Source organism: Acidisoma sp. PAMC 29798, assembly GCF_030252425.1.
GTDB classification, from domain to species: domain Bacteria; phylum Pseudomonadota; class Alphaproteobacteria; order Acetobacterales; family Acetobacteraceae; genus Acidisoma; species Acidisoma cladoniae.
The window spans coordinates 2314045-2326184 of sequence record NZ_CP126994.1 but is presented as its reverse complement, the minus strand read 5'-3'; the positions used below and the strand labels follow the sequence as shown (position 1 = coordinate 2326184).

Genomic DNA, 12140 nt, shown 5'->3' with positions numbered 1-12140 from the left:
CAGCAAGGGTCGAATAGCATGAAGCATCCGCAATTCTCATGCAGTCTGTCGGACGAGACCACCGCATTGCCCCATTTCTGGGAGCACACCGTCGGCAGCGGCCACGCCCCGCTGGCGCTGCGCGGAGATTGGCAGCGCCAGTTGCAGGAGTGCCGCACGCAGCTTGGCTTTCGACACACCCGCTTTCACGGGTTGCTGTGCGATGAGATGGGCACGCTAATGAACGAGAAGAAGGAGCTGCTCTATTCCTTCTTCAACGCCGACCAGATCTGCGACTTCCTTCTGTCAATCGGCATGAAGCCATTTGTGGAATTGAGCTTCATGCCGAGCGCCCTGGCGACCGGCGACAAGACGGTCTTCCACTACGGCGCCAATGTCACGCCACCGAAGGATCTCGAGCAATGGGCTACGCTGGTGTTTAGGCTGGCGACCCATTGGGTGGAGCGCTACGGCCTCGATGAGGTCGCCAGCTGGTTCTTTGAAGTCTGGAACGAGCCGAACCTGCCGGCCTTCTGGACCGGCACCCAGTCAGACTATTTTGCATTTTATCGTGCTACTGCACTCGCACTCAAGGCCGTTGACGCGCGGCTCCAGGTCGGCGGACCAGCGACTGCGAACAACGAATGGATCACCGAGTTCGTCGACTTCTGCGAGCAACGGGGCGTGCCGCTCGATTTCGTCAGCACGCACCATTATCCCACTGACGCCCTGGGCTCAATTGGCGAAGATACTGAAACGCAACTGGCCCACAGCAGACGGAGCATCCTGCGCGAGTGGGCAGAGGAAACTCGTCGCAAGGCGCGCGGAAGGCCCGTCTACTACACGGAATGGAGTTCGTCGTCCAACCCACGCGATCACCTGCACGACGAGCCCTATACTGCGGCCGTCATCGTCAAGACCATGATGGAGGCCGTCGGGCTCGTTCAGGGATACAGTTTCTGGACCTTCACCGACATTTTCGAAGAGAATTACATGCCCGCGACCGCCTTCCAGGGCGGCTTTGGCCTGCTTACGCTGCAGGGTGTTCCCAAACCATCCTTTCGCGCTTTCGAGCTATTGCATCGTCTGGGCAACGCAGCTTTGCCCGTCTCGGGTGCGCATGACACCATCGACGTCTGGGTGGTGCGCAACCGCGACTCGCTTACGGTCCTTCTGACGAACCATGTATTGCCGCGGCATCCGATCCAGGCCGAGTCTGTACGTATTCAGTTAACCGGCCTGCTGCCGCCGCGCGGCGTTTACGTCGAGCGGATCGACGACGATCACGCGAATGCTAAAAGACTCTGGATCGAAATGGGCAGCCCGGTCCTGCCCAAGCCGCGCGAAGTCGAGCAACTGCGCACGGCGTCGCAGATCGTGCGCAAGCCCGTGAACTGGAGGCACGAGGGGGACACGCTTCTTTTGGACGTGAGGATGCCGGCACACTCCATTGCCGCCGTCACAGTGGAACTCACACCGCAGCAAGGGCACACAGATCAAAGACAGCCCCGGTCACATCCTTGAACAGCAGTGCCGGAACACTGTGCGCGTGATTGACCCACGGATCGGCTCCGCGCGGTTCGATAGCCTGCAGCGGGAGACGTTTGAATACTTCGTCAAGGAAGTGAACCCGAGCAACGGCCTGATAGCTGACAAGACCCAGCCAGGCGCGCCGGCCAGCATCGCGGCTGTTGGCTTGGCCTTGTCATCCTATCCCATCGGCGTTGAGCGCAACTTCATCGATCGTGCAGACGCCGTGCAGCGAACCCTCATGACTCTCCGCTTTTTTAATGACAGCAGCCAAGGCGTCGGAGCCGACGTCACCGGCTACAAGGGCTTCTACTACCACTTTCTGGACATGAGAAGCGGAAGGCGCGTCTGGGAATGCGAACTGTCCACCATCGATACAGCGTTTCTGCTTGCGGGCATGTTAGCCGCGGCGGCTTATTTTCTTGGCGACACCGATGACGAGCGTGAAATCCGCCTGCTTGCCGACATTCTCTATCGGCGCACCGATTGGCAATGGGCTCAAAACGGCGGCCTGACGGTCAGTCAGGGCTGGAAGCCCGAGAGCCATTTCCTGCCCTATCGCTGGCAAGGCTACGACGAGGCAATGTTTCTCTATGTCCTCGGACTTGGCTCGCCGACTTATCCGTTGCCGAGGGATAGCTATGTCGCCTGGACATCGACTTACCGATGGCGGCGGATTTTCGGGCATGACTTGTTGTACGCAGGACCGTTCTTTACCCACCAAATATCGCATCTCTGGTTGGACCTACGAGGACTACGTGATGAGTACATGCGCGGCAAAGGAAGTGACTACTTTGAGAACAGTCGTCGCGCGACCTATGTCCAGCAGCGCTACGCGATCGAAAATCCTCTTGGGTTCACCGATTACGGTGAAACGTGCTGGGGGATCACCGCGAGCGACGGTCCTGGGCCCAGCACCATCGAGATCGGCGGCCGAAAGCGGCAATTCTTTGACTATCGGGCACGCGGCGTGCCCGAAGGACCCGATGATGGCACACTCGCGCCCTGGGCGGTGGTCGCGTCGCTGCCGTTCGCGCCCGAGATCGTTTTGCCTACCCTCGACAATTTTATTAACCACATCGACCTGAAGACCGGTGATCGGCTCGGCTTCAAGGCGACGTTCAATCCAACCCATCCGGACAGAACCCAGAACCCCTACGGCTGGGTATCACCTTGGCAGTTCGGATTGAATCAGGGTCCGATCGTGCTCATGATAGAGAACTATCGAAGCGGTTTGCCATGGCAATTGATGCGAAGCTCGCCTTACGTGATTAGCGGGTTATTGCGCGCCGGCTTCACGGGAGGTTGGCTCGAAGCCCATTGTCATGCTGCCGGCAAATAGGCTCTGCTTCAATATTAGAACTTGAGATTGTCTTTGGAAGGGAGACATGCCGGAACGGAGCAAGTGACGTCCTGTGCGCTCGAGCCACACTGCGTTTCGCGATGTATTTCATTTCATTGGCACGCATGGATCGAGCCCGGCGTAAGTCCTCAGCGTGAGGAGTCTCGAGATGGATCGGGTTGAGAACGGAGAAACGAAACTCGATGCTTGACATCGACAATCAGCGAAACTTTTCACGAGATGCGACGCGAACGATTGTGCGCGCTATATCCTCGGGTCCGAGGATATAGTCAATACAGCCACTTGCTATGGCACTATCCGGCATATCCGGCTGAGACGCCGTGTTCGGTGCTTGCGCGATTGTGACACCTCCAATGTCTCTAATCTCACAAAGTGCTTCAGCGCCGTCGCCGTCGAATCCAGATACAATGACGGCGATGAGCCGACCATCCCAATGTTGAGCCAATGAACGAAGAAAAACCGTTATTACATCGGGCCAACCATGCGGTTTCGAGATTGGCTTCAGCCTGAACTCGCCGTTCAAGACATGTAAATCCCGCTTTTCCGGGATAATAAAGACGCAATTTGGCCGAACTTCGAGCCGCTCATTTATCAATTCCACGGGCATTGACGTGTATCGCGGTAGAATCTCATGAAGCTGCGTCGCAACGACTCTGAGATGGTTAACGATAACGATGGCGACGCCCATGTCGCTGGGAAGGTTGCTTAGCAGCCTTATATACGCATCTAATCCGCCGGCCGAACCACCAACACAAACGATCGGAAAGTCCCGCAGCTCGTGATCGAATGTCATTAGGCAACTCTTTCTCACTGAGCCTCCGCAGAGTTATGTCGAACCATAGATTAGAAACTGACAGTGGATGGAATCTTGTGGCGATCTGGCGTGCTTAACCGTGCGAGGGTCTAGGTGTCCTCTTTGTCCAACCTCTTGGGGGCGCACCGTCTCATTTGATGGAGCCGCTTCTAATATCCGTGCATGCAGGCAAGACGCGGATGAGGCAAAGAGTCCTCTTCACGCCCTCGGTTTGGCTGCCTAAGGAGAATCCGACAGTAGTATGATGCTGTCACAACCGACCACCCTTTCAAAAGGCCGCAGTCATGGATCTCTGGGCGCCTTTCTATGCGACCTTTGCAGCATACGGCGGCATGAGAAGCAAAGGGGCGTCCCGGCCTCGTTATTATCTTTTCCTCAAACTCACGTCGTTCCCCGACGTCTTTTGATGCTCACTTGCGGTACACGATGCCAACGGACCTCTGTAGGATCGGAAACTACTCAGACCGACATTGCCATCGACTACGGCGAGGGTAACTCATACCAGCTGAGCCCCGCGGATTGCCTTGTCTAACTCTTGGGACAAGCTTCAGCAGATGCCCGGTCGTGTCGGGGTTGATGGTGTAGGTGCTGTGGGTAAGTCGCCCGACGAGGCGACTATATAGGGGTGGTGGTGGACCCGCACCACCCGTTTATAGCGGCGTTCAACACGGGTCTTCTGTGAGATAGAAATTACAAGTCTCGAGGCGGAGAGGACATGCAGAAAGTGGAAAGACTCTTGCGAACCACGACGAAGGAGGTAAACGTGCGGCACGCGGGTGAGTAGTTTCCGAGCCTGGCAGGTCGGTCGCGGTCGGACTAGGAGTCCCTCTCAACAAGGGCGATGACATCGCGCCGCTCGTAGTTCGGTCAGTCATCTTTAGGGAGCAATCAAATGATCCGCACGATCCTGTTTACCTCCGCTACTGCCGTCTGCGTTGCCCTTGCGGGGCCGTCGTTCTCAGCAGAACCTGCCACCAGCAACATTGAGAGCACCTCGCCTTCGGCTACGGGAACTGCATCAGCCACCACCTCGAACTCAGACTGCGCTAGCGACATCCGGACTTTCTCTAAGACGATGCAGAAGGGCGGCTACTGGATGGGCGGATCCGATTATGGTTACGGATATCCAGTCGAAGGCTACGGAAACCAATCCCCGATCAAGGGTCATGCCGCTGGTGTGTCGCCTGATTACAGGAATGTACGGCCAGGCTATGAGATTCGAAATCTCATCACCACAGCCAATATCCTCGCTCAGAATGGCAAGCCGCAAGCCTGCGAGGAAGTGCTCGCAACCACGCGGACAATCTATAAAAGCTACACGGCAAACTCAGAGGGTCGACGAGGTCCAATGATTTACGGTGCCGACTGGCGCATGCAGCAGATCGGTTCTGCGTTGCCGGTCACAGACACGACCGCCGCGCTTCGTTCGGATCAGCTCATCGACACGGACGTGCGCAACGCAAAGGGGGAGGCGCTCGGCAGCGTCTACGACTTGGTCATTGATCCTAAAACAGGGAAGATCGCCTATTTGGTCGTGGCCCGCGGCGGCCTGTTTGGGTTTGACGAGAAGTTTGTCCCGATTCCATGGCATGATTTCAAAGTCACGCGGAGCGCCGACCTACTCGTGCTCGACACAACCAAGGCGGTTGTCGCAGCCGCGCCCATGGCGACCGATGCGCAGTTCAGAGCTGCGGGGCAGTTTGCCGCCCAAAGCAAGAAGGTAGACGCATATTGGACGGCGAGCCTGCCCAGAAAGACTGCCAGCAGATAGACAGTCGACCCGCCGGCTTGCTGAAGTCTGCTTCACAATTTTGTCGCATGGCTTCTGCACCCGCGACCTGAAGGCCGAGGGTGCAGAATCTCTCTAACGGCGAGCTCTCAGCCTGTCGACGCGGTGAGAGAGCGTATGCGAGGCTATTGTGGCAGGGGTTTATGGCGAACGTTTAGAAATGCAAGGGGCCTGCCGCTCCTTGTGGTCGCCCCCGCATAGTCCAATTTTGCGAAACGACAGGAGTTGCCGAGACGGACGATGACTATGTGGCGCGCGGTCTCCGCACGCTCGGGATCGTCCGGACCAAAGGATCCGGGGGACAAACGGTCGCCGCGCTTGTCGCTATCTAATGTGTCGGTTGGGCTCGCCGCCGGGTGGGCCCCAGGGCATTCGCCCTAAGTGTCCTCTCTGATTGGGGTTGTCAGGGTCTCTTGCCTCAGGCCATTCCCGTAGGTCACTCGCTTCTCTTCGCGGTCGCCGCATGATGGGGTGATGGGGTCAGGAGGGCGAGGCGTCTCAATCTGTCCCGCGACCTTCGGGGTATTGCGGCCCTCCGGCTCCGGACACACACCGAGATCACCTCGCCCATCGTCCCCACGGGAACGACGCGGCATCCGCCCTGGTTAGGCGGAAACTCGAACTCTTCTCGTCACGCCGCGGCGGTGAGAGCCAAGGCATGCTTGCCCCAGCGGAACTCACTGTCATCGGCCCACATGCGATGCAGGATGACCGCCAGCTTGCGTGCCACTGCGACACGAGCCCGCGCCATGCCGCGACGCTTGGCAACGTTCATGCCCCACGCCCGCAGCGCCGACCATTTCTTGCTGCGGATCAGCAGCGAATGGGCCGCCTCGTAAAGCGCGGTGCGCGCCAGTTCGTCGCCGCACCCGAGATGCGCGCCAACGTCGCGCGATCTCCGAAAGCGATCCGGCCGGTCGATCGTGGCGCGGAACGCCAAGGCTGTGAGCGGACCTACGCCTGGGACCGTCATCAGCCGCCGACACTTTGGCTCGATGCGCACCTCGTCGATCACACGCTTGGTGAGGCGCTCGACCTCCCGGGTCATCACCTCGACAACGGCCAGCAACGACTCAGCCAGGCTGGTCAGAACCGGGTCGTCGGCGGCCAACGCGCGAATGCGGGCCGGAAAGTCCTTGCGGTTTGGCGTGCCGACCTTCAGTCCGACCTCCCGCACTAGCGCGCAAATTCCGTTCTCCACGTCGCGGCGTTTGTTGAGCACCATCCGCCGTGCGGTCAGCAGCGCTCGCCGGGAACGGCAGGACGGGCTCTTCACATGCACCGCGCGATACCAGCCGGTGCGCATGATCTGTGCGATCCCACTCGCGTCATTGCGGTCAGTCCTGTTTGGCATCGCCCCCATCGCCGCCTTGGCCTGACGCGTCTCGATGCAGATCGCCGGGATGCCGGCCTCCGTGAGCCCAGCGTGCAGCCACGCTGTCAGCGAACAAGCCTCCAGGCCGACCCGGTCCATCTCCATCCCAGATGCCCTGAAGAACGCAACCAGCACCTCCGGCTCGCCGGCCGCACGCGCCTCGCGCACGATATGACCCGCCCCATCAATGATGCAGATTGCGGTCTCTTCCAAAGACACGTCCAACCCGGCAAAGTAACCCACGGCTGCTCCTCCTTGATGCTCGTGGCCGATCCACACCCCAGACCACGTTCGATCATCCTAAGAGGAGCGGCTACCGGATCACCGGGGAAAGACCCCAATCACCCCATCTGTCCAAGATCATCTTGAGCCTGTGAAGCAGTTGTGACTGGAAATTCAGTGCGGCTGATATTGCCGGGCGGAATTCTGGAAATCGTATATGACCGCCTATAGTGAGTGCCTCAGCCACGGCAGTACGAAGGCAGCCCCCTTGGTATGTCGTGCCGGCGGACGAAGGAGACGGCGCGGCTCATCGTGTCGCAGATCCTTTTAGACAACATGCGTGATTTGAACATGGAATATCCATCAAGCCGCATGAGTGGAAACTCGAGCTTGAGAACATCCGCAAGGGCCTGGCGACATGGCGAGCGGCGATGGTTCCTTGCACACGGAACCGGCACCGCTAGGTAGATTCCGAAGCTACCGCGGCCGAGCATCTCGCTCTAGACAGGTTGTCATCGGCCTGAGTGTGGCTTGTTCTCTGCGCCCACATAGCTGATCCAATGTTGTCAAGCACATCTTTTAGCAAGGAGCGGCTATGACTGAGAAATCAGAGGGCGCCAAGAGTGAAGACGGCACCGTCCCTTTCGGTGTCGAAGGTGTCGAGGAAAAAGACGAAACCACTCTATCAGGACAGGCCAAAGGTCCACTCGAGGGTCAGGATCTTGGCTCTGAATCTCGGTCCCAGCCGCGTCTCTCATCGGGGCGCAGGCCACTTTTCAGAAATTGATGAGGAGAGCGCCAACGCACAGGAAGACGCTCGGCTATATTGCCACTAGAGGGACCAGATGCGGTCGCCATGACCGCTACGGCAACCACATAATCTCTTTCGGAGGTAGCCGAACTCGATCGAGCGGCCTTCACCCCCTTCCGAGGCTGAAGCAGCAAAGCAACGGCAGCGCTCCAGCCGGTCTGGTGCGAAGCGCCGACACCACGGCCGCTGTCCCCGTGATAGTATTCGTGAAAGAGTAAAAGGTCCCGGCTTCAGGGTCACCCTGAAGTTGCGGATAGGCTGACATGACGGGGCGCTTACCATCAGCTCCAAACGTCGACATTTTGATCAGGCGCTGGCTCAGCGACGTCGCGACCGGGAGCGGTACGCCGCAGTTGGTCACGATGAGAGATCTTTCGGAGGGTTTGCTCCGGATGTTGCGACTTCAGTTGGAAACAGGGAGGTCAGAAGCAAACCGAGCCCGAAACCGGCGGCTATGTGGACGTCGGTGTCGCCGGCACCGTGAGGATGGGCGAGCGTCCAGATGTGTTGTCCAACCCTCCGACGAAGGCCGCGCCACCGGCCGCTCAGGCGAGTCCTATCCGGGCAACAGCGCCAGCCATGAAAAGATGCAACGCCTCCTTTAGAAATGGGAGAGTGCTGGTGATGACCTCCATCGTATTCGGATAAAAAGCCGCCAGGCGCGGCCGTTGCGCTTCTGGGCGTCTACCAAATCCTTCGCAGAGCCTTAGCAGGGCGAAGCAGTCATGGGTTCGTCACTATGGAGGGCATCTGGAGGGAAGAACCTTTCTAACCGATCTGCTCATTCGGGCTCGATGGATCGGCTGTAGGACCCCGTCCCGGTTAGATTGGCTTTCGCCTCTGGGCCCTTGACGGAATCTGTCTCTGGTCTTTAGAATCAGAGGCACTCCGAAAAAAGTCGCCGATGTTGGCGCTATTTAGGGTTCTGTTGCAAGGCTGCCCGCTGCGCCCGGGACGTGGCAAGCTATGCCCGGGCGAACGGCGGGTGGGTGATGAACGAGGACCAAGGTGGCGCATTAAAAGGGCGGCACTTCGCGGCGAATGTCATCCTATGGGCTCTCCGGTGGTATCTCGCGTTCCCCGTCAGCTATCGCGACCTCTCGTTGATGCTGTCTGATCGCGGCGTGGAAGTCGATCACACCACGATCTTCCGCTGGGTGCAGGCCTATGCGGCGTCGCTGGAGAAGCGGCTCCGACGTCATCTGCGGCGCAACACCGGCTCCTGGCGGGTGGACGAGACCTATATCAAGGTCAAGGGAGCCTGGACCCATCTCTATCGGGCTGTGGATATCCTTGGCCAGACGATCGACTTCCTGCTGTCGCCGCGGCGGGACGCAGCTTCGGCTAAGCGTTTCTTCCGTAAGGCACTGGCGCAGGTCCATACTGGTAACCCGCGCACGATCACCGTCGACAAGAACCCGGCCTACCCACGTGCCACCGCAGACATGAAGCGTGGAGGTGAGCTGTGGCGTTTCGCGCAGCTGCGACAGTGCAAATACCTCAACAACATTGTTGAGCAAGATCATCGAAGAATAAAGCGGTTGGTGAGGCCTGGGCTCGGCTTTGGAAGCCTGCCAACGGCCCGACGAACGCTGGCCGGCTACGAAGCAATGGCGATGATCCGAAAGGGGCAGGTTCACAACATCGGCGGTCGCGACATGCAGGCGCAGACCGCGTTCGTCGCAAACCTCTTTCAAGTCGCAGCTTGAGATCGTCGGCCTCAGGCCGTCTACCGGATTGGTGCGTCTTCCGCCAGCATTTGCAACAGAACCCTATAGTCGCCGGTTCCCCCCGACGTCTCTTCCAGCATTCTCCGAGCACAGCGCTGCAGTAGCGGTCTGGGTGACGCGTTGGAGTTGTTGAACGTGAAGGAAGGCTACAAACCCTGGGATGAGCCCCTTCTCCCAGGCGCTGATGAAATCTTCGTCACTACCCGCGACGCGCTCTGAGGGGAGGCCACGGCCTCTCGAAATGGAGAGGGTTGATCGTTCAGGGGATCCGGGTTGTCGTGACATTGCTCACTGGCTTCCAATAACTCTCAAGGATCATGTGTTCAAAGAAATCAACATCTCAGTTAGACAGCTTTTTAAGGAGGTCCGGTAACTTCGGCGTGGTGGTGGCGTCGGAGCCTTCTTGCCATAAGTTGGCATTCGGCGAGAATTATAGGTGTTTCGGTGCGGCCGCAGCGGCAAGCCACCCATCAGTCCAGAGCGTATGCTCCTCAGATACGACGCTCCAAGGATTTGCTGACAAGCTTTCTGCGAACGCGTGGGCATCGCCGCCTTCCAGAAAGGGAAGGACCGATTGAGAACAGTTGGCATCATCCCATCCGTCTGACCACTGATCGTGTTCCTCACTTCCAGCTTCCCACGGGTTCGTCTGCTGCGACCATCCGGCGCAAAAGGCGCTCTTCCCCGACATATAGACGTCTGTAGGTATAAATTGTTGCGGCAGGCTCATTATGATCATCGTCCCTTCCTACAATCGTTCTTACCGGCTCTGGTCTCGTTATCGCGATGACCCAGGCCTTGAGCGGTCGAAGTAGCAAGCGACTAAGGCCGTGGCATAGACTCGGAAAGTACCTATGCCATCAAGTGGCAGCTCGTAGTTGAGGTGCTCAGTTACTACAATGAGGTTCGCCCGCACGGGGCGATTGGTAATATGGCGCCGATTTCACTGCATTATCACGATGACGGCCCCAGCCCGTCATCGTGAAACCAGGCCCAAGACTCTACCCTGGGGCGGTCCAAAGATGGGGTGCAGAGCAACGGAGAACGGATTCTGCGTATGAGTGAGGGCAAGTTGGGGCAGGGTCACGGACGTAGGCCGCTTTCAGCACCGAGCGGGTAATTGTCAGAGCGGAAGCCGATCAGGGCGCGCGCCGGCGCGAAGATCAGCGGCAACGCCACCATGATCGCCACCGGCCGGGCCGAGACACCGAGTTCCGCGATCATCACCAGATTGAGCGTGCCGACGAGGAGCGAGACCGTCACGTCGACCGAAACCTGGAACAGCGGCAGAATTTGACACGGAGAGACCACACGCGACTCCGACCGGTGGCGTGGCGACTGGGATACTCACATCACAGTCCGCCAGATCGCCGATGCCCTATTGTGGCAAGGACTCTTCCTTGGGGACCGCACCGTTCATTCCTACAATTGGGACGGAGGGTTTGCCAGATTTCTCGAGCAGTTCGAGAAACGGCCTGATGATGTCGATCGGCATTGGGAAGACGACTGTGGAATTCTGTTCTGCCCCGATCTCGGTAAGCGTCTGCAGATACCGGAGCTGCATTGCCGCAGGCACGCTTCCTAGGATTTTGGCCGCATTGACAAGCGTTTGCGATGCCTGGAATTCCGCTTCTGCGTGAATGATCTTGGCCCGCCGGTCGCGTTCCGCTTCTGCCTGCTTCGCAATGGCGCGCACCATGTTCTCCGTCAGTTCGACGGTTCTGATTTCGACGTTGCTAACCTTGATGCCCCAAATTTCCGTCTGCGCATCGAGAATACTCTGAACGTCGCTGCTGAGCTTCTTGCGTTCCGAAAGCATCTCGTCGAGGTCATGTTGGCCCAGAACTGCGCGCAGCGTTGTTTGGGCGAGCATATTGGTCGCAGGGAGATAGGACTGCACCTGAATGATCGCGTGCTCGGGATTGGTGACCTTGAAGTAGAGAACGGCATCGACCTTCATGGACACATTGTCGCGGGAGATAACGTCCTGCGTCGGGATCTCGATTACCTGGATGCGCAAGTCCACCCGCACCATTTGCTGCAGGAACGGAATCAGAAGGACGAGACCCGGCCCCTTCACCTTTTGAAATCGGCCAAGCGTGAAGACGACGGCCCGTTCATATTCCCGCAAGACCTTTACCGCGGAGAAGAGAATGACGAAGGCGAGGATAAGGATAAGCGGGAGAAGAACGATGGGTAACCCAGTCATCACGGTCAACCTTTTCAAAAGGATTCCATCGCAAGAGATGGAAGGTCCGAGAACTCATGGAGGTTCTTCGAACGTCGCATCTTCCACATGAAGCAGGAAGATTCGGAAACTACCTAGAGGTGAGGGGTGGTGTGAGTAGTTTCCGAACCTCACGAGCCGATGCGCTCTTCGAGTAAGGTCGTTGGCGTTGTAGGGGAGGGGCGTTGTCGACCAAAGGCGCGCGTAACCCGGATCAAAAACTGACACGCAATCGTCAAACCTCTCGGCGGCGACGCCGGCATCCATTTTTGCGTCACCTTTCAATACAGCGTTGGCTAA

The 12140-nt window shown here is 58.3% G+C and carries 8 protein-coding genes; 4 read left to right on the top strand and 4 right to left on the bottom strand.

The genetic code is table 11. The annotated features are described in order from the left end of the window. Nucleotides 1–18: 18 nt before the first annotated feature. Together QP803_RS11200 and QP803_RS11195 are read left to right on the top strand one after the other, a co-directional pair. The gene (locus QP803_RS11200; RefSeq protein WP_284943569.1) at nucleotides 19–1503 is read left to right on the top strand and encodes a GH39 family glycosyl hydrolase; all 1485 of its coding nucleotides are present in this window, start codon (nucleotides 19–21) and stop codon (nucleotides 1501–1503) included. A 19-nt stretch (nucleotides 1504–1522) separates the two neighbouring features. After that, nucleotides 1523–2851 (top strand): glucoamylase family protein, encoded by a 1329-nt coding sequence (locus QP803_RS11195; RefSeq protein ID WP_284943568.1) that lies wholly within the window; start codon nucleotides 1523–1525, stop codon nucleotides 2849–2851. 220 nt (nucleotides 2852–3071) lie between these two features. Here QP803_RS11195 and QP803_RS11190 read toward each other — a convergent pair whose 3' ends face one another. Beyond that, entirely contained in the window at nucleotides 3072–3665 is a 594-nt protein-coding gene (locus tag QP803_RS11190; protein ID WP_284943567.1) for a chemotaxis protein CheB, read from the bottom strand. 913 nt (nucleotides 3666–4578) lie between these two features. Here QP803_RS11190 and QP803_RS11185 point away from each other — a divergent pair. Beyond that, complete coding sequence (locus tag QP803_RS11185) at nucleotides 4579–5457, top strand: PRC-barrel domain-containing protein (RefSeq protein WP_284943566.1); 879 nt, start codon at nucleotides 4579–4581, stop codon at nucleotides 5455–5457. Between the two features lie 649 nt (nucleotides 5458–6106). Here the strand turns inward: QP803_RS11185 and QP803_RS11180 are convergent. After that, on the bottom strand, nucleotides 6107–7093 hold the full coding sequence (locus QP803_RS11180; protein WP_284943565.1) for an IS110 family RNA-guided transposase: 987 nt from the start codon (nucleotides 7091–7093) through the stop codon (nucleotides 6107–6109). Nucleotides 7094–8875: 1782 nt separating this feature from the next. Here QP803_RS11180 and QP803_RS11175 point away from each other — a divergent pair. Beyond that, nucleotides 8876–9592 (top strand): IS6 family transposase, encoded by a 717-nt coding sequence (locus tag QP803_RS11175; protein ID WP_284943564.1) that lies wholly within the window; start codon nucleotides 8876–8878, stop codon nucleotides 9590–9592. Between the two features lie 1104 nt (nucleotides 9593–10696). On the opposite strand, the gene QP803_RS11170 is transcribed toward QP803_RS11175, so the two are convergent. Continuing rightward, complete coding sequence (locus tag QP803_RS11170) at nucleotides 10697–10924, bottom strand: PucC family protein (RefSeq protein WP_284943563.1); 228 nt, start codon at nucleotides 10922–10924, stop codon at nucleotides 10697–10699. 67 nt (nucleotides 10925–10991) lie between these two features. After that, on the bottom strand, nucleotides 10992–11822 hold the full coding sequence (locus QP803_RS11165; RefSeq protein ID WP_284943562.1) for a slipin family protein: 831 nt from the start codon (nucleotides 11820–11822) through the stop codon (nucleotides 10992–10994). Nucleotides 11823–12140 lie beyond the last annotated feature (318 nt).

Excerpts from the sequence above, each read along its gene's own strand:
- QP803_RS11200 (WP_284943569.1), top strand. The coding sequence starts at position 19 with ATGAAGCATCCGCAATTCTCATGCAGTCTGTCGGACGAGACCACCGCA.
- QP803_RS11190 (WP_284943567.1), bottom strand. The coding sequence starts at position 3,665 with ATGACATTCGATCACGAGCTGCGGGACTTTCCGATCGTTTGTGTTGGT.
- QP803_RS11185 (WP_284943566.1), top strand. The coding sequence starts at position 4,579 with ATGATCCGCACGATCCTGTTTACCTCCGCTACTGCCGTCTGCGTTGCC.
- QP803_RS11175 (WP_284943564.1), top strand. The coding sequence starts at position 8,876 with ATGAACGAGGACCAAGGTGGCGCATTAAAAGGGCGGCACTTCGCGGCG.
- QP803_RS11165 (WP_284943562.1), bottom strand. The coding sequence starts at position 11,822 with ATGACTGGGTTACCCATCGTTCTTCTCCCGCTTATCCTTATCCTCGCC.